The sequence below is a fragment of the Pseudomonas sp. PS01303 genome (assembly GCF_029959385.1).
In the GTDB taxonomy this organism is placed as follows: Bacteria; Pseudomonadota; Gammaproteobacteria; order Pseudomonadales; family Pseudomonadaceae; genus Aquipseudomonas; species Aquipseudomonas rustica.
On the sequence record NZ_JASCPK010000108.1, the window covers coordinates 1 to 20,436 of the forward strand.

Sequence of the window (20,436 nt, forward strand, 5' to 3'; positions counted from 1 at the left end):
TGGGTGAATTGACGGCCGCCTTCGCGAGCTGGCTCGCTCCCACAATTTGGAATGCATTCCAATGTGGGAGCGAGCCTGCTCGCGAAGGGGCCAGTCCATTCAACCTATAAGCCGCTTCTGGAAAAAATGCCGCTTATGCCCCAGCGGATAATCAACAATCTCGCCGCACTCGGTATACCCGACCTTCTTGTAAAACTCAGGCGCCTGAAACGAAAAGGTGTCGAGCCAGATCCCCACGCAATCCTTCTCTCGCGCAAAATCTTCAGCCATCTGCATCAGTTTCGAACCGATGCCCTGACCGCGCCCTTCAATCGGCACGGCCAACAATTCAATGAACAACCAGCGATAAAACGTATGGCCATACAGGCCGCCGAGCACAGCGTCGTGCTCGTCGCGCACCAACAGCGCGATCGGTTCCCACGCCGATGGGCCGGCCTGGGAGACGTTATGTGCGCGCAGTGGCGCCAGAATGGCCGCGCGGTGTTCTTCCGTGGGTGTTTGCGTTAACTCGATGCGCAAGTTCATGCAGGACTTCCTTGTAGGATAATTCGCCAGCGTATCCTGCCCGGTGGTCTGCTTCCAAGTCCCTGCGCAAAACCGGTGGAACCGTCGCTCGCGCGTCGCGGTCTAGCTTTTACAGCGTCATTCCAGCACGCGGTTGATGAGGACACGCCATGAATATTTTTGAAGCCCTTCGTGAAAGCCACGACCGCCAGCGCACTTACGCGAAAAGCCTGATCAAAACCAGCGGTGACACCCCGGAGCGGGTTGAGGCTTACAAACTGCTCAAAGATGAACTGCAAGCCCACGAAACCGCCGAAGAACGTCACTTCTACATTCCGTTGATGGAGTGCGATGCCGGTGTCGACCTCAGTCGTCACGCGATTTCCGAGCACCATGAAATGGACGAGATGATGGAAGAGCTCGACGAGACCGAGATGTCGAGCCCGGCGTGGTTGGCGACGGCGAAGAAGTTGTCGGAGAAGGTGCATCACCACTTGGAGGAAGAAGAGCAGAAGTTCTTCCAGATGGCCGGCAAATTGCTCAATGAGAAGCAGAAGGTGCAGCTCGCCGGGCAATATGAAAAAGAGTATCAGGAGCAGGTCGAGGCTAAGTAGATCAAAAGATCGCAGCCTTCGGCAGCTCCTACAGGAGATCGAATTGCAAATGCAGGAGCTGCCGCGGGCTGCGATCTTTTGATGTTAAAGCTCCCTCCAGCGTCAGCAAATGCTCCTTGGCCTCCAGCCCGCCCGCAAACCCGGTGAGTTTCCCCGACGCACCGATCACCCGATGGCACGGCGCCACAATCGAAATCGGATTACGCCCATTCGCTGCGCCCACTGCCCTCACCGCCGAAGGATTGCCGATCTGCGCGGCAATCTGGCTGTAGCTGCGCGTCTCGCCAAACGGAATCGTCAGCAACGCCGCCCACACCTGTTTCTGAAACTCAGTGCCGACAAAATCCAGCTCCAGATCGAAGCAATCCCGCGTGCCGGAAAAATATTCCTCCAGCTGCCGAGCTGTTTTTATCAGGATCGGATTGTCCGGTGCTGCGCTCATCGGCCCGAGGCGCACGCGGTTCGGTTTGTCGTTTTCCCAGAGGATGGCCGCCAGTCGTGAACCGTTCGCGACCAGCTTCAACTCGCCGACGGGCGAGGGCAGGGTGATGAAGGTAAAAGCCATGCAGGCCAGCTCCGGTTCAGGGCATTGATGGCGCTCAGCATACTGCCTGCGCGGGGAGGCGCAATGCGCAATCGCGACCATACTGCTTGTTGCTCTTGAAGCGTTCGCCTCTGTTTTGCACAGACCCTAAAAACAAAAAAGAGATCGACTCATGAAGTACGAACCTTTGGCCAAATCGCTGATAGCGACCTCATTGGCACTCAGCTGTCTGATGGCTCACGCGGCCTCGGTCGCACCGGTCGCCGCCGAAAACGGCATGGTGGTCACCGCGCAACATCTGGCGACCCACGTCGGCGTCGATGTGTTGAAAAGCGGCGGCAACGCGGTGGATGCCGCCGTCGCGGTGGGTTATGCGCTGGCGGTGGTTTACCCCGCAGCGGGCAACCTCGGCGGTGGCGGTTTCATGACCATTCAACTGGCCGACGGACGCAAGACCTTCCTCGATTTCCGCGAAAAGGCGCCGCTGGCCGCGACCGCCAATATGTACCTGGACAAGGAAGGCAACGTCATTCCGGACCTGAGCACACGCGGCCATTTGGCGGTCGGCGTACCGGGCACCGTCTCCGGCATGGAACTGGCGCTGAGCAAGTACGGCACCAAGCCGCGCAAAGACATGATCGCCCCGGCCATCAAACTGGCTGAAGACGGTTTCGAACTGGAGCAGGGCGACGTCGAGCTGCTGGAATACGCCACCGATGTGTTCAAAAAGGACATTCGCGATTCCGGCTCGATCTTCCTGCACAACGGCGAGCCGATGCAGGTCGGGCAGAAACTGGTGCAGAAGGATCTGGCTAAAACCCTGCGCACCATTTCCGAAAAAGGCACCGACGGCTTCTATAAAGGCTGGGTCGCCGATGCGATCGTGACGTCGAGTCAGGCCAACAAGGGCATCATCACCCAGGCCGACCTCGACAAATACAAGACCCGCGAACTGGCGCCGGTCGAGTGTGATTACCGTGGCTACCACGTGGTTTCCGCGCCACCGCCAAGCTCCGGCGGTGTGGTGATCTGCCAGATCATGAACATCCTCGAAGGCTATCCGATGAAGGATCTGGGCTTCCATTCGGCCCAGGGCATGCACTATCAGATCGAAGCGATGCGCCACGCGTACGTGGATCGCAACAGCTATCTGGGTGATCCGGATTTCGTCAAAAACCCGATCGAACACCTGCTCGACAAGAACTACGCAACGAAACTGCGCGACGCGATTCAACCGCAGAAGGCTGGCGTCTCGGCCGAGTTGAAACCGGGTACCGCACCGCATGAAGGCAGCAACACCACGCACTATTCGATCGTCGACAAGTGGGGCAACGCGGTTTCGGTCACTTACACCCTCAACGACTGGTTCGGCGCGGGCGTGATGGCGAGCAAGACCGGGGTGATCCTCAACGATGAAATGGACGACTTCACCTCCAAGGTCGGCGTGCCGAACATGTACGGTCTGGTGCAGGGCGAAGCCAACGCGATCGCGCCGGGCAAGGCACCGCTGTCGTCGATGAGCCCGACCATCGTCACCAAAGACGGCAAAGTGGTGATGGTGGTGGGCACGCCGGGCGGTAGCCGGATCATCACCGCGACCTTGCTGACCATGCTCAACGTCATCGACTACGGCATGGGCCTGCAGGAAGCAGTCGATGCGCCGCGCTTCCACCAGCAGTGGATGCCGGAGGAAACCAACCTCGAAGACTTCGCGGCGAGTCCCGACACGAAGAAGATTCTCGAGAGCTGGGGCCACAAGTTTGCCGGCCCGCAGGATGCCAACCATATCGCCGCGATTCTGGTCGGCGCACCGTCGCTGGGCGGTAAGCCGGTTGGCAAAAACCGCTTCTACGGCGCCAACGATCCTCGGCGTAATACCGGGTTGTCATTGGGTTACTAAGGCGCGTAAAACGGGGCGGGCTCATGTCCGCCCCTGTTTCAAGGACTGATCAAGGAAGGCTCATCATGACCACCGCATTGCTGATCATCGACGTCCAGCAAGCTCTCTGCTCGGGCGAGTATGAGTGCCATGACATTCACCGGGTGATCGACACCATCAACGGCCTCAGCCGCCGAGCGCGCACGGCCGGGGTACCGGTGGTGCTGATTCAGCATGAAGAAAAGGACAGTCCGTTGGCTCGTGGTGCGGAAGGCTGGCAACTGGCCGAAGGGCTGGAAACGTCGAGCGAGGATTTACGCGTGCGCAAGACCACGCCCGATTCGTTCTATCAGACTGATTTACGCAAACTGCTGCCGAGCGAGGATTTCGAACGCTTGGTCATTTGCGGGTTGCAAACCGACTATTGCATCAACGCGACCGTGCGCCAGGCCCATCAACTGGGCTACGACGTAGTGCTCGCCGCTGACGCACATTCCACCGTCGACAACGGCCCGATGAGCGCCGACGACATCATCGCCGAACACAACAAAGACCTCGCGCACCTGACCGGCTCCGTCGCCCGCATCGACGTAAAACCCGCCGCAACCATTACGTTTTGAAAACACCACACCCCCTGTAGGAGCTGCCGGAGGCTGCGATCTGTTGATCTTGAAAATCATGATCAAAGATCGCAGCCTCGTTTCACTCGACAGCTCCTACAGGGGTTGTGTTTGCAGATGTACTGCGGTCATTCTGCGGTTCAAGTCGCAAACAACACCCCGCGAATCTCCCCAACCCTCGGCGCCACAACCCCCTCCAGCACCAACCGCGTAATCGTCTCCGCCGCCCGTTCGTAATCCTCATCCAGCGGCTCTTCGCGTTCCATGATTCGGCCCATCTGCCAGCCGATGTTGGTATACGTGCGCGTCGCCGACCAGATGAACAGCATCAAATGCTCCGGATCCACCGGTGCCAGCAAACCGCGCTCGATCCAGCTGCGCAGACACTCGACATTCCGTCGCGCTTCAGCGTGCAGCAGGTCGCGGCACTCGTCGGGCAACTGCCGCCCGCCGAGCAACAACTCTCCACTGAAAACCTTGGCAATCGCCGGATGCTCGCGGGCAATACGAATCCGCGCAGCGACGTAAGCGCGCAAACCCACCAGCGGATCATCGCTTTCACGCAGCACCGCCGACGCCTCCAGCAACGGTTCGACAAACCCCAGCAAGACTTTCGAGTAGAGGTTTTCCTTGGTCTGGAAGTAGTAATACAGGTTCGCCTTGGGCACGCCGGCGCGGGCGGCGATGTCGCGGGTCTGGGTGGCGTCGAAGCCGTTGGCGGCGAATTCTTCACTGGCAGCGTTGAGGATCAACTGCTCGTTGCGTACGCGGATGGCGCTCATGAAAACACGGTCTGAATGGACAACATGGAAAGATTCTGGCGATTTCGGTTTCGCAATATACAAAACTATATAGCGGTGAAGCCAGCTTACTCGACAGACAGCGCTATGCTGCTTCGATCATTGAATAAACGAGGAAGGGGTCATGACGATTAAGGCATTGCGCGCCGATACCGCACAGCTGGAGGCGGTGGCGCAGTTATTCGACGCCTATCGAGGCTTCTACGAGCAACCGTCGAATCTGGCACAGTCGCGCGCCTTCATCGCCGAACGAATGGCGGCTGGGGAGTCAGCGATTTTTCTGGCGCAGGACGAGCACGGTGAAGCGCTGGGATTTGTGCAGTTGTACCCGACGTTTTCCTCCATCGACGCCCACCGCACCTGGCTGCTCAGCGATCTGTTCACCACGCCAGCCGCCCGGGGTCGCGGCGTTGGCCGATTGCTGATGAACACCGCCCGCGCGTTTGCCCTGGAAACCGGCGCGAAGGGGTTGGTGCTGGAAACCGCCACCGACAACGTCACCGCGCAGGGTTTGTACGAGTCGTTGGGGTATGTGCGCGACACCGGTTATTACACTTACGTGCTCGACTTGCGTCAGGGCTGAGGGGATTGCGCGAGTAGCCGCTCGATCTGCGCCAATTCCCACGTGCTGAGCAAACTCACCGGATCAGTGCCATAACGCTGCCAGCCCTCGAGCGCGCCTTCGCGCCCATCGGTATCGCGTGCGTATTCACAGTGATGCAATCGGCCGCCGTCAAAATCCAGCAGCAAGCGCCAGCCCTCGATATCGACGGCAACCAGCCCGGAGGCGGAGGGCGCCTCGCCTACTTTAAAGGTGAGCACCTCAAGCGCCGCGTCACGCAAACGCTGACAAACTTCGCGAGCGGTTAAAAATGCAGACATGTTCGAACTCGATGAAGACTGAGCGCACCAGCATAAAGCGCAGGTCGATAACTGTCAGCGATCACTGGCCGCTGCGGGGACAATTCCGTAACATCCGCAACCCACTTTTCCCCGAACACCTGCGGTCACCGACGTTGGCCGCTCAGTCAGGTAAGCCATGAAACCGATTCGTCTGCGCGCCGATGTCCTGGCCGGACTCACCACCTCGTTTGCCCTGTTGCCCGAATGCATCGCCTTCGCGCTGGTGGCACACCTCAATCCGCTGATGGGCCTGTACGGCGCTTTCATCATTTGTACGCTGACTGCGTTGTTCGGCGGTCGGCCCGGTATGGTCTCCGGGGCGGCGGGTTCGATGGCGGTGGTGATTGTTGCGCTGGTGGTGCAACACGGCGTGCAGTATTTACTGGCGACCGTGCTGCTCGGCGGTTTGATCATGATGACGTTCGGTTTGCTGCGCTTGGGCAAACTGGTGCGCATGGTGCCGCACCCGGTGATGCTCGGGTTCGTTAACGGTCTGGCGATCATCATTGCCCTGGCGCAACTGGAGCATTTCAAGAACGGTGAGGAATGGCTCAGCGGCACGCCGTTGTACCTGATGGCAGGGCTGGTAGCGCTGACCATGGCGATCGTTTACATCCTGCCGCGCCTGACCAAAGCGGTGCCGCCGGCGCTGGTGGCGATTCTTGGCGTCGGCCTGCTGGTCTATCTGTTCGGCCTGCCGACCCGCACCCTCGGCGACATGGCGCACATCGCCGGTGGTCTGCCGACTTTCGCTCTGCCGGACATCCCGTGGACTCTCGAAACCCTGCGCATCATCGCCCCCTACGCGATTCTGATGGCGCTGGTCGGGCTGCTGGAAACCCTGCTGACGCTGAACCTCACCGACGAAATCACCGAAACCCGTGGCTACCCGGATCGTGAATGCGTGGCGTTGGGCGCGGCGAACATGGTCTCGGGCGCATTCGGCGGCATGGGCGGTTGCGCGATGATCGGCCAGACCGTGATCAACCTCAGCTCCGGTGGGCGCGGGCGCTTGTCCGGCGTCGTGGCGGGTGTGCTGATTCTGTTGTTTATCCTGTTTCTGTCGCCGTTGATCGAGCGCATTCCGCTGGCGGCGTTGGTCGGGGTGATGTTCGTTGTCTCGCAGCAAACTTTCGCCTGGGCTTCGTTGCGCGTCATCAACAAAGTCCCGCTCAACGATGTGCTGGTGATCATCGCCGTGACCACCATCACCGTGTTCACCGATCTGGCCACCGCTGTGCTGTGCGGCATCATCATCGCTGCGCTGAATTTCGCCTGGCAGCAGGCGCGCGAGTTGTACGCCGATGAGCATTTGGAAGCGGATGGCAGCAAACTCTATCGCCTGCACGGCACGCTGTTTTTCGCCTCGACCACGCCGTTCCTCAACCAGTTCGACCCGGCGACCGATCCGCAAAAAGTCACCCTCGATTGTCGGCATCTGAGCTTTGTCGATTACTCGGCGATTGCCGCGCTGAAAACCTTGCGTGAGCGTTACGCCAAAGCGGGTAAGGATCTGCAGGTGTTTCACTTGTCCGAGCGCTGCAAAAAACTGCTCAAGCGCGCCGGCGTCGATCACGAGTGACGCACGTCGCTTAGACGAGTTTGTGATGAATGTGGACTTGTGGCGAGGGGATTTATCCCCGTTGGACTGCGCAGCAGGCCCCTGTTTTCTAGTTAAAAGAGGGATCGCTCCGCAATCCAACGGGGCAGTGCGACGTTTCGCTAAATCCCCTCAACACAAGGGTTACACGGGTCTTCTAATCAGGCGTCGATGGCCGGGAAGTCGATCTCGGTCAGCGCCACGTTATTCAGGTAGTTGGTCAAGGTCTGCACCGCCACCACGGCAATCACCTCGATGATCTTGCTGTCATCAATCCCCGCAGCGCGAGCGGCGGCGATTTGTTCGTCACTCAAATGGCCACGGCTTTCCGTCAATTGATAGGCGAGGGCGGCATAGGCGTTCAACTCACCTTGGCGCGCCGCGACGATGTCCTCGGCCGACAACCCGGCCTTGCTGCCGAAAAAGGTGTGCGCCGCCAGGCAATAATCGCAGCCGTTAACCTGCGAGGTCGCCAGGTACACCGCTTCTTTTTCCTTGGCGCTGAGCGACGATTTGCCCAGTGTCGCTGACGCTTGCACGTAGGTGTCGAGCGCGACCGGCGCCTTGGCCAGCGTGGCGAACAGGTTTGGCAGGAAACCGATTTTCTTCTTCACACCTTCCAGCACGGTGCGGGTGGCGTCGGTGGCGGTTTCGAGGCTGATGGCGTTGATGCGGCTCATGGTGATTCTCCGAAAGTCCGGCGCGAACTGCGTCGGCGATGGAATGAATGTTAGTGAGCGCAACTGGTGCTTTGGCGGCAAATCGTCGACGATATGCGGCAGATCGTCCAGATTCGCCCGCAGGAGTCGCCCAATGGATCGCCTTTCTACTTTGCTCAGCCACTTCGGTGTGAATGCCGGCACCTTTCACAGCGGCGCGTTTTGCGGCATCAGCGTGCATGAGGGCGAGCCGTGCGGGCATGTGCATCTGTTGCAGGCGGGCGAGTTGCTGCTCAGGCCGGGTAACGAACGCGAGCTCAGGCTGAGTGAACCCTCGCTGATTTTCTTTCCGCGACCGTTTCCCCATCGAATGTCTGCCGACGAGTCCATGGACACCCGCGTGGTCTGCGCCACGCTGACGTTCGACGGCGGTTCGGGCAATGCACTCGCCACCGCGTTGCCGGATTATCTGGTGCTGAAACTCAGCGCCATTCCCGAACTCGGCAGCACGCTGGAATGGTTGTTCAAGGAAGCCTTCGAAGGACATTGCGGGCGGGTTGCGGTGATGGATCGGCTGTTTGAACTGCTGGTGATTCTGCTATTGCGCCACCTCATCAGCAGTCGCGATCAACAACCGGGGATGATGGCCGGGCTGGCCGATCCGCGTTTGTCGCGGCCCTTGATCCAGATGCACGAGCAACCGCATAAACCGTGGAGCGTGGCCGAACTGGCCAGCGTCGCCAACCTCTCGCGCGCCAGTTTTGCCGAGCAGTTTCGCCGCGTGGTCGGGCAGACGCCGGCTGATTATCTGCTGAGCTGGCGGGTCAGCCTGGCGCAGAAACGTTTGCGCGAGGGCAAGCCAATTGCGCTGATCGCCGCAGAGGTCGGTTACGAAAGCCCTTCGGCGCTGGCTCGCGCGTTTCGCCGCAAGACCGGGCTCAGCCCGCGCGAGTGGAAGGCTGGCGCTTAGGGATTATTTGGCGAACTTCTTCGCCCCGGCGACACACAGAATGACGCCCAACGTCACCGCGAGCATGCCGACGCTGACGTGTTCATGCAACAACGTCGCCGCCAGCGCCAAACCAAAAAACGGCTGCAACAACTGCAACTGACCCACCGCCGCAATCCCGCCCTGCGCCAGGCCGCGATACCAGAACACAAAACCGATCAACATGCTGAACAGCGACACGTAGCCCAGACACAACCATGCCGAAAGGCTGATGGTGCTGAACGAAGCGGGCGCCAGCCACAGACTGAGCACCGCCATCAGCGGCAACGACAACACCAGCGCCCAGCAAATCACCTGCCAGCCGCCGAGGCTGCGCGACAATTTCGCCCCTTCGGCGTAGCCCAGACCGCAGGCGACGATGGCGGCCAACATCAGCAAGTCGCCGGTTGGCGAAGCGGTCAGGCCTTGAGAGATCGCAAACCCCACCACCAGCGCACTGCCGAGTACCGAGAAAATCCAGAACACCGGACGCAGCCGTTCACCACCGCGCAACACGCCGAAAATCGCTGTCGCCAGTGGCAGCAATCCTACAAAGACAATCGAATGTGCTGACGTCACGTGTTGCAAAGCCAACGCAGTCAGCAGCGGAAATCCGAGCACCACGCCCATCGCCACGATGAACAACGACAGCCACTGATCGCGTGTGGGGCGCCGTTCGCGAAACAGCCACAGCAGTGCCACGGCCAATACCCCAGCGATGGCGGCACGCAATACCGTGAGAAACACCGGGTCGAATTCCAGCACCGCCAATCGCGTGGCTGGCAGCGAACCGCTGAAAATCACCACGCCAATAAAGCCGTTGATCCAGCCGCTGGTTTTTTCCAGTGCCGGGTTTGTCAGATTCGAGGTTCGTTCCATATCGGGGCGCGCTCAAAAGTGGGGTTGCGTCATTTGAATCCTATGGCTGAGAATCAGGACAATCAAAGAATTGTCATGGATACAGCCGACATGCCGCGCTCCCGATACAAGACGCTGGTTGATACTTACGCCGATGACATTCGCTCGGGTCGCCTATCGCCAGGCACGCGCCTGCCGACGCACCGGCAATTGGCGGCGAGCGAAGGGCTGGCGCTGGTCACCGCTTCACGGGTTTATGCCGAACTGGAGGCGATGGGCCTGGTCAGTGGCGAGGCCGGGCGCGGCACTTTTGTGCGGGAAACCTCGTTGTCACCGGGCCAGGGCATCGATCAGAAGGATGTCGCGGTCGGCATGATCGACCTCAATTTCAACTACCCGTCGTTGCCCGGTCAGGCGGATCTGTTGCGCACGGCGCTGCGGCAGTTGGCGTTGTCGGGCGATCTCGAAGCGTTGCTGCGTTATCAGCCGCACGCCGGTCGCGCTCATGAGCGCGCGTCGGTTGCGCAACATCTGCTAAGCCGTGGCGTGCAGGTCGAGGCCGAGCAAGTGCTGATCGTCAACGGTGCGCAGCAAGGGCTGGCGGTGACGCTGATGGCGTTGCTCAAACCGGGTGATGTGATTGCCGCTGACGCGTTGACCTATTCCGGGTTCAAAGTGCTGGCCGAAGCGTTGCACCTAGAAGTGGTGGCGATCCCGACGACCGAACACGGCCCGGATCTGCCTGCGCTGGACAAGCTCTGCCGTCAGCGTGCGGTGCGCGCCGTTTACAGCATGCCGACGTTGCACAATCCGCTGGGTTGGGTAATGCCGATTGATCAACGTGAACAACTGGTGGCGATCGCCCGACGACATGATCTGACAATCATCGAAGACGCGGCCTACGCCTTTCTGGTGGAAAACCCACCGCGCCCGCTGATTGATCTGGCGCCCGAGCGCACTGTGTACGTGTCCGGACTGTCGAAAAACATCGCCACCGGTTTGCGCGTCGGATTTATCGCCGCGCCCGTGGGGATGGTGCCGGCGCTGGAACGCGTCATTCGCGCCACGACCTGGAACACGCCCGGCGTGATGACTGCAATTGCCTGCGGCTGGCTCGACGATGGCACCGTCATTGAGCTTGAGGAACAGAAGCGCAATGACGCCAAAGCACGGCAAACCTTGGCCGCGGAATTGCTCAAAGGGCTGTCGTGCATCGGCCATCCGTCTTCGTACTTTTTATGGCTGCCACTGCCGGAAGATGTGCGCGCCGATCAGATCGTCGTGGAACTGCAGCAGCATCAGATCTCCGTCACCACGGCCGAACCGTTTGCGGTGTCCGCCCATGTGCCGCACGCGATTCGGCTGGCGCTGGGCTCGGTGGACATGGCCGTTTTGCGTCAGGCATTGATCACTGTCAGAAAGATCATCGGCGCTTACCTGTAAAAAACTGCCTTGCACAAAATGTTAGGCTTGCCGCAATTGTGTAGCGCCTGTTTTTGGATCGTGCGATGAAAACCACTGCTTTACTGTCCCTGGCCTTGAGCCTGATCGCCACCTGTTCAACTGCCCAAGCCGCCGGCGACCCTGAAGCAGGGGCAAAAATCTTCCCGCGTTTGTGTGGTGGTTGCCATCAGGTCGGTGAGTCGGCCCGTCCCGGTTTCGGCCCGGAACTCAACGGCATCGTCGGTCGGCCTGCCGGTACTTCGGCCAATTACGTCTATTCCGACGCGATGAAAAACTCCGGCGTGACCTGGGATGCCGACACGTTGAGGGCGTATCTCAAAGACCCGAAAGGCGTGGTGCCAGGCACGCGGATGATTTTCTGGGGCCTGAGCGATGAAGAGAAACTCGACAACCTGCTCGCCTACCTGCAGACCTTCTCGGAACACCTGTAGGAGCTGCCGAAGGCTGCGATCTTTTGATCTGGTTTTTTAAGGGCAAGATCAAAAGATCGCAGCCTTCGGCAGCTCCTACGGGGATTGGGGGTTGAGGGTTTGTTTGGTGAACCATTGCATCACCGATGCACACGCCGGATGCGTCGCCGCTGACGGCTGCAGGCACAGCGAATAAATGCCGCCGGTTTTCAGCGGTGGGCCGAACGGCACCACCAACACACCGCGCTCCAGCGATTCCGCCGCCAGCGTCATGTCAGTGACCGCCACGCCCAACCCCCGCGCCGCCGCATCCAGTGCCAACTCATCAAGGTTGAACGGGATGTGTCGGTAATCCTCCAGCGGTTTTCCATTATTCGCCGCCAGCCATTCGAACCACGCCTGACGATCAGCCGAGCGATGCAGCAAGGCAAAACGCTGCAACTCGTCCACTGATCGCGGTGCGCCCGGCAGATTGGGCGCGCACACCGGCACCAGCGTTTCTTCAAACAGCGTCAGATACGCCGGGTCGCTGGTCGCTTGCGGCAGATACAGAATGTACGCGTCGCTGTCGCTGGCCGGCTCAACCACTTCGGTGGCGACCGTTTCAATCGCCAAGGAAACCTCGGGATGGCTGAGGTAAAAGTCGCTGAGTTTGGGCAGCAGCCAGCGCACCGCCAGTGACACGTGCATGCGGATGCGGAATGGCCGCTCCTGTGGGGCGAGGCGCTCTTCGAGACTTTTCAGTTGTTCGAGAATGCTGCGCGCGCTGGCCAGCACCTGCTCGCCTTCTGCGGTCAGGCGCAGGCTGCGGCTGGTACGGATAAACAGCGCGACATTGAAGTGGCTTTCCAGTTGCTGAACTTGCCGACTGACCGCGCTTTGGGTCAGGCACAGCTTCTGCGCCGCCAAGGTGAAGCTGCCGCAATCGGCGACTTCGACCAGTGCCTGCATGGCTTGCAGGGACGGTACGTGGCGAATTTTATCCATGCGATTTCAGAATGGCTCGATGATTTTATAACGTTGGTCGGTCTGACGAAGACCTTATAGATTCTAGCTCTGGCGGCGATCTTCTCAAGGTGTCCATGCGATTCACGCATGCACTTTACACAGAGGCAAGCCGTTGAACGACAGTCCTATGAGGTGATGCATGGAAAACATATGCGGCTGGATCGCGCAGGCTGGCCATTCGCCGGAGCGCGGTCGCCTGAGCGGCGCGCAGAAGGCCGATTGGCTGGTGATTGGCGCCGGAATTACCGGACTCAGTGCCGCACACACGCTCGCCGACATGCACCCGCAGGCGCGCATCGTCGTGGTCGACCGGCAGCGCGCGGCGCAAGGCGCGTCGGCGCGTAACTCGGGGTTCGTCGTTGCTCATGAACACCCGGCGCACAGTGAATTGATCGGCACCGCCGGGTTTGCCGGATTTGAAACCGACACGATGATTTCCCGGGCGGCCAGCGAAGAAGTCCGTCAGCGCATCGGCCAGCACGCCATCGAGTGCGACTTTCGCGACAGCGGTTATTACTTTGCGGTCAACGACGCGGCCAAGCTTGATCATGTCGAGGCCAAACTGGCGACGTTGCGCGCGCTCGGTGCCCGGGCCGAATTTCTGCAGGGCGAACAGTTGGCGCAAAAGCTCGGTACCCGTCACTACGCCGCCGCGATCTGGTGTGGCCACGGCAATGCGCTGCTGCAACCGGCCAAGTATGTAAAAGGTTTGCTCAACGCACTGCCGGGCAACATCACCGTGTATGAGGACACCGACATCGCCAGTGTCGAGCGTCTGAGTCAGGGCGGGCTGCGCGCCAACGCGGCGAACGGCAGCGTTGCAGCGAAGAAAGTGCTGGTGTGCCTGAACGCGTTTATTCCTCGGGTCGGCATCAACGACAGCGGTACATTCCCCATGGAACTCAGCGCCAGCCTGACGCGGCCGCTGACCGATCACGAGTTTCAGTCGATTGGCGCGGTCGAGCCGTGGGGCGTGCTCTCGACCCGGCCGCTCGGCGCCACCGTGCGCCTGACCCCGGATCGCCGCGTGATGATCCGCAACACCGCCGAATACCGCACGCGCGACCTGTCCAACGGCGCACTCGCGCAACGTCGCCAGCACCATGTGCTTGGATTGCAGCGGCGTTTTCCCTTCCTCGACGAGCGCGACATTCAATACACCTGGACCGGTCATTTGAGCGCTACCCGCAGCGGTCAGGCGTATTTCGACCGGGTGGAAGAGGGCGTGTACGCCGTGGCGGGCTGCAACGGTTCCGGCGTTGCGCGCGGAACCTTGTGGGGCCGACTCCTGGCAGAACTGGCCTCGGGCGTTGACTCGCCACTGCTGCAATCGGTGATGCAGCGCGCCGAACCCGGCTGGTTGCCGCCGCGTCCTTTCTTCGACATCGGTGCCATGCTTCGCATGCGCGTGGAGGCGGTCAGGGCCAGAACAGAAATCTGAAAATCCGCGTACCGCAGAAGAACAAAAGCCACTTCCTTTCAGGTGATAGAACATGCGCATCAATACGCTCACCCTGGCGATCGCCCTCGCTGCAACGTCGGCGGCCGCTTGTGCCGACGAAACCGTGAATATTTCCAACTGGAACAGCTACATCGCCCCGGACACGCTGGCCAATTTCACCCAGACCAGCGGCATCAAGACCACTTACGACATCCACGACAGCAACGAAGTGCTGGAGTCGAAGTTGATGACCGGCAACACCGGTTATGACGTGGTCAGCCCGTCGAACCACTTTCTCTCGCGACTGATCAAGGCCGGGGCGATCCAGAAACTCGACAAGTCGCAACTGCCGAACTGGAAAAACCTCGACCCGGTGCTGATGAAGAAACTCGAAGTCAACGATCCGGGTAATCAGTACGGCTACCCGTACATGTGGGGCACGGCCGGCATCGGCTACAACGTCGAAAAAATCAAAGCGATCTTCGGCAATACCGATATCACTCGCTCGTGGAAGATGTTTTTCGACGAAGAGAACATCAAGAAGCTGAGCCAGTGCGGTGTGGCGATCATCGACAACCCGACACAGGTGCTGCCAATCACCCTCAACTACCTCGGCTTGCCGCCGCACAGCCACGAAGCGGCCGACTACAAACAAGCCGAGCAGGCCTTGCTGAAAATCCGCCCGTACATCCAGTATTTCCACGCCTCGAAATACATCAGCGACCTGGCCAACGGCAACGTCTGCGCGGTGATCGGTTTCAACGGTGACATTGTTCAAGCGGCGGCGAGCGCCAAGGAAGCCAAAAACGGCATCGACATCGCCTATTCGATACCGACCGAAGGCACGACGTTGTGGTTCGACATGATGGTCATGCCGAAAAGCGCGCCGCATGAAAAGAACGGCTACGCCTACATGAACTACCTGCTCGAACCGAAGGTAATTGCCAACATCAGCAACAGCATCCATTACGCCAATCCGAATGCGGCGGCCAATGAGTTTCTCAATCAGGACGTGATCGGCGATCCGGCGATTTATCCGCCAAAAGAAGTGATGGACAAATTGTTCACCGTCGAAGAACTGCCGGCAGCGATTGCGCGGCTGACGACGCGGTTGTGGACGAAGTTAAAAACCAATACCTGACCCCCCGCGACAACGGTGACACTGGTGGGATGGGCGATTTTGGGTTATTGCTGACAGCGCGGCATGTCGCCGAAACCAAGGAGCTTTCCATGAAATCTTTGTTGCTGGCAGCACCTTTGTTGCTCATCGCATCAGTGGCCTACGCTGGCATTCCGATGCTCAATGCCACTTGCCCGGGCAAGATCGAAGTTCACGCCGATGAGGGCGGGCCGATCTACATCAATGGCAAGGAAGCCAAATTGAAGAAATTCAACGACAACTATTTCGAGGCCAAAGGCGCGGGCGTGACCATTTCGCTGAGCATCAATCCCGATGGCTCACCGGGGGTGTCGTACACCGGGAAGAACAAGGCCAACGGGATCTGCGAAGTGAAGCAGGGCTGATCAGGCGATCTGATTGCGCCCGGCGGCTTTTGCCCGGTACAGCTGTTGGTCAGCGCGTTTGATCAGCAGGGTCTGGCTGTTGTCAGCCGGATCCGCCAGGCCGATGCCGATGCTGACGGTCATGTTGCCGACATGAGGGAAATGCGCGTTGGCGATGGCTGTGCGGATTTTCTCGGCGACCACTTCAGGGGTATCCGGTTGCGCGACTTCCGGCAACAACACCGCGAACTCTTCACCACCATAGCGCGCCACGAAATCGGTGCTGCGGGTGCTCTCGCGAATCAGTTGCGCCAGTTGCACCAGCACGTCATCGCCGATGGCGTGCCCGTAGGTGTCGTTGATCCGTTTGAAATGATCGGCGTCGATCAGCAGCAAGGCAAACGGGCGGCCGGTACGGCGGAACAGCAGGTTGTACTCGGTAAGCTTTTCGTCGAAGCGACGACGGTTGAAAACGCCGGTCAGGGAATCGTGGGTCGCCAGACTGAGCAGTTCGGCGTTGGCTTGGGTGAGGGCCGCAGTGCGTTGCGCGACGGTCGCTTCCAGCGAGGCATTGGCCTCCTGCAACTGACGTTCTTTGCCGAGCAGTGATTGCGTCATCGCATCGATCGACTGGCCGAGTTGGGCAATCTCCTGCACCGGATGTTGCAGCGGGAAGTGTGCGCCGGGCTGATTGTTCTGTACGCGTTTGGCCGAGCGAGCGAGTTGTTCAATCGGGCGGCTGAGGTACAGCGCCAGGTAGTACGCCACCAAGCCACAACCGATTGCCGCGAACACGCCCAACAGCAACAGTTTGTAGAGCAGCAGGCGAGCCGGTTGCAGGGCAGTGTCCAGCGGTTGGCGCACAGCAATCGACCACGACAATGCAGTGCTCGACGGTGTCGGCACGTTCACGCGACTGGTCAGATAACCATCGCCGACCGTCCAGCCCGGCGAGTTCGGATCGTTGGCCGCGACCTGTTGGCCCATCAACGCCTCCGGGTACAGCACTTTACCGTCATGATCGATGATCAGCGCTTCGAGATCCGGCGCCGAATCCTTGTGCGACACCGCCGCCGATTCGACAATCCGCGTCACCCAGCTCCAGTGTGCGTGAGCCCCCAGCACACCAATCACCTGGCCCTCGGCGTTGTGAATCGGCGCGGCGAAATCGATGAAACGCAACGGCTCGCCATTCGGCAATCCCGGCAGCAATTTGGCGAGTAACACGGCTTCATGCGGATCACCGGTGTACTCATTGCGCAGACCAGCCTGGAACCACGGGCGTTGTTGCACCGATTGACCGACCAGCAAACCGTTTACGGCCTGATGCACGAGGCCCTCGGCATCGGCCACGCCCATCCACGCATATTCGGCGCGGGCCTGGGTGCGCAACTGCATCGACTTGAGAATCGCCGGGTTGTCCAGATCGCCGCGCTCCAGATGCGGCGCTCGACTGAGCAAATAAACCTCAAGTTGCCGCTCGCGCAACTGTTCGCCAAGCAGTGCCGCCGCCGAGCGCGCGGTGCTCAGCAGCGCATTGCCACTGGCCTGTTTCATCTGCTCGGTGGCGATATGACCGACGTAGAAACCCACGCTCAGCAGCGTCAGCAGGGATAAACCGGCAAACCAAAGAGTGAGATGGCTACGCAGACTGGCTTTGAGCATGGGCGAGCGGATTCTGTTTTGAAGTTGTGGCCGGATGGTATGCGCAATGATCGACCGACCGCCAGTCGTCACTTGCGCCAGGATTTGTCAGACCCGTCGCTGACCCTTGTAGGAGCTGCCGCAGGCTGCGATCTTTTGACCTTATTACCTCGCCGCCCGCACACACAATTCACCGGTGCTCCGCATCAACGCCAACTCATGCAGCGCATCCTGCGCCAACCCCTTGCGCGCTTCCGCCAGCCAGCTCGAACAATTCGGATCCCGACGGTAAGGCGCGAAATCAGCGTACTGCTGCAACAATCGGCTCTGCAGCTCATCCAGTCGCGGCCGAATCTGCTTGCCCAGATCCGGGCGTGCAGTGTCCGGCGCCACACCCGCCGCTTGCCATTGTGCGAGCAAACCGTACTGCACCAGTTTATTGGCCTCCATTTGCGCAGCAATCAATTGCGCCACGTCTTCAGCATCAAGTTTGCGCTCGGCGGCCAGCGTGCGCGCATTGGCAATCACCTGCGCTTCACGCGCGCTGTCCTGAATCGACTTGCCGCTGTCCCACTTGGTCAGCGCTACCAGATCGCCGATGTTCAGGCGCTCGTTCAACGTCATCAACAACGGCTTCAAGGCTTCGGGAGCAGCGCTGGGCGTGGCGGCGCAAGCGCTGCCGGCGAGGAGAGCGAGGAGGGCGCTGGTCAGCAGATTTGTAACGTGCGGCATGAGCAAAATCTCAATCACGAACAATGGGTGGAGTGTTGTTTACCACAGACTCCGGCATCGCTTCAGGGCGAAATTAAACACGAAGCTTAAATGTTAATTGCGCCCCGCCGACAACTCATCGAAGCTATCCTCCTTAAGCCTTCCTGCCGTCGAGATGGACCTCCTGCCCCATGCAAACCCCAGCCGTCACCAAACCCCTCTGGCAAACGTATTTGTTGTTCCTCGCCCCGATGGTGTTGTCGAATTTTCTGCAGTCGATGTCGGGCACGGTGAACAGCATTTACATCGGCCAGATGCTCGGCACTCAGGCGCTGGCGGCGGTGTCGGGGATGTTTCCGATCATCTTCTTCTTTATCGCGCTGGTCATCGGCCTTGGCGCGGGCGCGGGCGTGTTGATCGGTCAGGCGTGGGGCGCGCGCGAGCCGCATATGGTTAAAGCCATCGCCGGCGCAACGTTGTTGCTGGGTGTGCTGATTGGTTTGATTGCGGCGGTGCTCGGCAGTGTGTTCGCGCGGCAGGCGTTGACCGGATTGGGCACGCCCGCGGATGTGCTGGACGACGCGGTGGCCTACGCGCACGTGATGATGTGGATTCTGCCGTCGATGCTGGTGTTTGTGCTGTTCACCCAGTTGCTACGTGGGGTGAGTGACACGTTGTCGCCGCTGCTGGCGCTGATCGTCTCGACCAGTGTGGGTCTGGCGCTGACCCCGGCGTTGATTCGCGGCTGGTTTGGCCTGCCGCAACTGGGCATTCAAAGTGCGGCGTACGCGGGCCTCGCCGGTAACCTCGCGGCGATGGCGTGGCTAGCGTGGCGCTTGATCCGCAAGGGCCATCCGCTGGCGCCGGATCGAGAGTTTTTTGCAGCGCTGCGGCTCAACGGTGCAATCCTCGGCAAGGTGCTGCGCATCGGCCTGCCGACCGGCGTGCAGATGATTGTTCTGTCGTTGTCGGAACTGGTGATTCTGGCGCTGGTGAATCAGCACGGTTCGCAGGCGACGGCGGCGTATGGCGCGGTGACGCAGATCGTTAACTACGTGCAGTTTCCGGCGTTATCGATTGCCATCACTGCGTCGATTCTGGGCGCACAGGCGATTGGTGCCGGGCGTCTGGAGCGCATGGCGCCGATTCTGCGCACGGGTTTGCTGATCAACGTCTGCCTGACCGGTGGGTTGATTGTGCTGGGTTACCTGCTGTCGCACTGGTTGCTTGGCTTGTTCCTGACCGAAGACTCGACCCGGGCGATGGCCGAGCATCTGCTGCACATCATGCTCTGGAGCCTGTTGGTGTTCGGCTTCCAGGCGATCATCGGCGGGATCATGCGCGCCAGCGGCACGGTGCTGGTGCCGGTGATCATTGCGATTATTTGTGTGGTCGGCGTGCAGTTGCCGGCGGCGTACTGGCTTGATGGCCAGTACGGTTTGCAGGGTGTGTGGATGGCGTTTCCGGTGGCGTATCTGGGGATGCTGGTGTTGCAGACGCTGTATTACAAATTGGTGTGGAAGCATCAGAAGATCGAGCGGATGGTTTGAACTTCAAACCCTGATCCCGAAGTGGCGTAACTGTCGGTTGTTTGCTTTAGTCAATCGAGGCCCTCGACGGTAAGCGCTGCCCGGAGAATCCCATGTTGATCCGATTGCTGCTCGCTGCCGCGCTTTGCCTGTGCGCCGTGCCGATTGCCCAGGCGGTCGAATATAACCGGGTCAACACGACCGCCAGTCAGATCAGCTTCACCTATAACCAGATGGGCTCGCGGATGTACGGCACGTTCGGCAAGTTCGAGGCGACGCTGAGCTTCGATTCCGACAATCTCGCCAACGCCCGCACGACGCTGCACATCGACCTCACCAGCATCGATGCCGGCAGCGAAGACGCCAATACCGAACTGGTGAAACCGGCGTGGTTCGGCACGGAAAAATTCCCCGTCGCGGTATTCGAATCGAGCCATTTCACGCAAGTGGCCGAAAACCGCTACCTGATCGCCGGCCAGCTCACCCTCAAAGGCATCACCCGCGACGTGCAGGTGCCGGTTGAATTGAAGCCGGAGAACGCCATCGGCATTTTTGACGGTGAGCTGCTGCTCAAGCGCGACGAGTTTGGGCTCGGCGTGGGGGAGTGGGCGGACACGGTGGTGTCGAAGGACATCGCGATCAAAATCAAAGTGGTGGCGCCGCAGCAGTAATACCCCGATTTTCCCAATGTAGGAGCTGCCGAAGGCTGCGATCTTTTGATCCTGTTTTTAAAAGACAAGATCAAAAGATCGCAGCC

At 59.9% G+C, this 20,436-nt stretch carries 22 protein-coding genes; 13 read left to right on the forward strand and 9 right to left on the reverse strand.

What is annotated here, in order from left to right:
- Positions 1–99: 99 nt before the first annotated feature.
- The gene (locus tag QMX93_RS22765; protein ID WP_212551472.1) at positions 100–525 is read right to left on the reverse strand and encodes a GNAT family N-acetyltransferase; all 426 of its coding nucleotides are present in this window, start codon (positions 523–525) and stop codon (positions 100–102) included.
- 149 nt (positions 526–674) lie between these two features.
- Here QMX93_RS22765 and QMX93_RS22770 point away from each other — a divergent pair, with 149 nt between their 5' ends.
- The gene (locus QMX93_RS22770; protein WP_053121565.1) at positions 675–1,118 is read left to right on the forward strand and encodes a hemerythrin domain-containing protein; all 444 of its coding nucleotides are present in this window, start codon (positions 675–677) and stop codon (positions 1,116–1,118) included.
- Between the two features lie 28 nt (positions 1,119–1,146).
- Here QMX93_RS22770 and QMX93_RS22775 read toward each other — a convergent pair whose 3' ends face one another.
- The gene (locus tag QMX93_RS22775) at positions 1,147–1,683 is read right to left on the reverse strand and encodes a methylated-DNA--[protein]-cysteine S-methyltransferase (RefSeq protein ID WP_249342631.1); all 537 of its coding nucleotides are present in this window, start codon (positions 1,681–1,683) and stop codon (positions 1,147–1,149) included.
- A 151-nt stretch (positions 1,684–1,834) separates the two neighbouring features.
- Here QMX93_RS22775 and ggt point away from each other — a divergent pair, with 151 nt between their 5' ends.
- Both ggt and QMX93_RS22785 read left to right on the forward strand, forming a co-directional pair.
- On the forward strand, positions 1,835–3,562 hold the full coding sequence (gene ggt / locus QMX93_RS22780) for a gamma-glutamyltransferase (RefSeq protein ID WP_282358055.1): 1,728 nt from the start codon (positions 1,835–1,837) through the stop codon (positions 3,560–3,562).
- Between the two features lie 65 nt (positions 3,563–3,627).
- Positions 3,628–4,161, forward strand: a complete 534-nt coding sequence (locus QMX93_RS22785) for a cysteine hydrolase family protein (RefSeq protein WP_282358056.1) — start codon at positions 3,628–3,630, stop codon at positions 4,159–4,161.
- Between the two features lie 140 nt (positions 4,162–4,301).
- On the opposite strand, the gene QMX93_RS22790 is transcribed toward QMX93_RS22785, so the two are convergent.
- A complete protein-coding gene (locus QMX93_RS22790; protein ID WP_282358057.1) occupies positions 4,302–4,943 on the reverse strand; it encodes a TetR/AcrR family transcriptional regulator in 642 nt (213 codons plus the stop codon).
- 142 nt (positions 4,944–5,085) lie between these two features.
- Here QMX93_RS22790 and QMX93_RS22795 point away from each other — a divergent pair, with 142 nt between their 5' ends.
- Positions 5,086–5,544, forward strand: a complete 459-nt coding sequence (locus tag QMX93_RS22795; RefSeq protein WP_282358058.1) for a GNAT family N-acetyltransferase — start codon at positions 5,086–5,088, stop codon at positions 5,542–5,544.
- On the opposite strand, the gene QMX93_RS22800 is transcribed toward QMX93_RS22795, so the two are convergent.
- A complete protein-coding gene (locus tag QMX93_RS22800; protein WP_282358059.1) occupies positions 5,535–5,843 on the reverse strand; it encodes a hypothetical protein in 309 nt (102 codons plus the stop codon). The two genes, QMX93_RS22795 and QMX93_RS22800, sit on opposite strands and share 10 nt — an antisense overlap.
- A 157-nt stretch (positions 5,844–6,000) precedes the next feature.
- Here QMX93_RS22800 and QMX93_RS22805 point away from each other — a divergent pair, with 157 nt between their 5' ends.
- The gene (locus QMX93_RS22805) at positions 6,001–7,446 is read left to right on the forward strand and encodes a SulP family inorganic anion transporter (protein WP_282358060.1); all 1,446 of its coding nucleotides are present in this window, start codon (positions 6,001–6,003) and stop codon (positions 7,444–7,446) included.
- A gap of 179 nt (positions 7,447–7,625) precedes the next feature.
- Here the strand turns inward: QMX93_RS22805 and QMX93_RS22810 are convergent, their stop codons facing one another.
- Positions 7,626–8,144, reverse strand: a complete 519-nt coding sequence (locus tag QMX93_RS22810; protein WP_282358062.1) for a carboxymuconolactone decarboxylase family protein — start codon at positions 8,142–8,144, stop codon at positions 7,626–7,628.
- Between the two features lie 133 nt (positions 8,145–8,277).
- On the opposite strand from QMX93_RS22810, the gene QMX93_RS22815 reads away from it, so the two are divergent.
- Positions 8,278–9,093, forward strand: a complete 816-nt coding sequence (locus QMX93_RS22815; RefSeq protein ID WP_282358064.1) for an AraC family transcriptional regulator — start codon at positions 8,278–8,280, stop codon at positions 9,091–9,093.
- Positions 9,094–9,096: 3 nt separating this feature from the next.
- Here QMX93_RS22815 and QMX93_RS22820 read toward each other — a convergent pair whose 3' ends face one another.
- Positions 9,097–9,990 (reverse strand): DMT family transporter, encoded by an 894-nt coding sequence (locus tag QMX93_RS22820; protein ID WP_282358065.1) that lies wholly within the window; start codon positions 9,988–9,990, stop codon positions 9,097–9,099.
- A gap of 90 nt (positions 9,991–10,080) precedes the next feature.
- On the opposite strand from QMX93_RS22820, the gene QMX93_RS22825 reads away from it, so the two are divergent.
- Complete coding sequence (locus QMX93_RS22825) at positions 10,081–11,412, forward strand: PLP-dependent aminotransferase family protein (RefSeq protein WP_282358066.1); 1,332 nt, start codon at positions 10,081–10,083, stop codon at positions 11,410–11,412.
- A 65-nt stretch (positions 11,413–11,477) separates the two neighbouring features.
- Positions 11,478–11,864, forward strand: coding sequence for a cytochrome c family protein (locus QMX93_RS22830; protein ID WP_159815215.1), 387 nt, complete (start codon positions 11,478–11,480; stop codon positions 11,862–11,864).
- Positions 11,865–11,939: 75 nt separating this feature from the next.
- On the opposite strand, the gene QMX93_RS22835 is transcribed toward QMX93_RS22830, so the two are convergent.
- On the reverse strand, positions 11,940–12,830 hold the full coding sequence (locus QMX93_RS22835) for a LysR substrate-binding domain-containing protein (RefSeq protein WP_282358067.1): 891 nt from the start codon (positions 12,828–12,830) through the stop codon (positions 11,940–11,942).
- A gap of 160 nt (positions 12,831–12,990) precedes the next feature.
- Here QMX93_RS22835 and QMX93_RS22840 point away from each other — a divergent pair, with 160 nt between their 5' ends.
- From QMX93_RS22840 to QMX93_RS22850, 3 genes are all read left to right on the forward strand, one after another.
- Complete coding sequence (locus tag QMX93_RS22840; RefSeq protein ID WP_282358068.1) at positions 12,991–14,292, forward strand: FAD-binding oxidoreductase; 1,302 nt, start codon at positions 12,991–12,993, stop codon at positions 14,290–14,292.
- A 52-nt stretch (positions 14,293–14,344) separates the two neighbouring features.
- Entirely contained in the window at positions 14,345–15,433 is a 1,089-nt protein-coding gene (locus tag QMX93_RS22845; protein WP_282358069.1) for a polyamine ABC transporter substrate-binding protein, read from the forward strand.
- Positions 15,434–15,522: 89 nt separating this feature from the next.
- On the forward strand, positions 15,523–15,816 hold the full coding sequence (locus tag QMX93_RS22850) for a hypothetical protein (RefSeq protein ID WP_282358070.1): 294 nt from the start codon (positions 15,523–15,525) through the stop codon (positions 15,814–15,816).
- Here the strand turns inward: QMX93_RS22850 and QMX93_RS22855 are convergent, their stop codons facing one another.
- On the reverse strand, positions 15,817–17,460 hold the full coding sequence (locus QMX93_RS22855) for a diguanylate cyclase (protein WP_282358071.1): 1,644 nt from the start codon (positions 17,458–17,460) through the stop codon (positions 15,817–15,819).
- A gap of 144 nt (positions 17,461–17,604) precedes the next feature.
- On the reverse strand, positions 17,605–18,171 hold the full coding sequence (locus tag QMX93_RS22860; RefSeq protein WP_282358072.1) for a chorismate mutase: 567 nt from the start codon (positions 18,169–18,171) through the stop codon (positions 17,605–17,607).
- A gap of 170 nt (positions 18,172–18,341) precedes the next feature.
- On the opposite strand from QMX93_RS22860, the gene QMX93_RS22865 reads away from it, so the two are divergent.
- On the forward strand, positions 18,342–19,700 hold the full coding sequence (locus QMX93_RS22865; RefSeq protein ID WP_053121529.1) for an MATE family efflux transporter: 1,359 nt from the start codon (positions 18,342–18,344) through the stop codon (positions 19,698–19,700).
- 92 nt (positions 19,701–19,792) lie between these two features.
- A complete protein-coding gene (locus QMX93_RS22870; protein WP_282358073.1) occupies positions 19,793–20,350 on the forward strand; it encodes a YceI family protein in 558 nt (185 codons plus the stop codon).
- Positions 20,351–20,436: the final 86 nt, after the last annotated feature.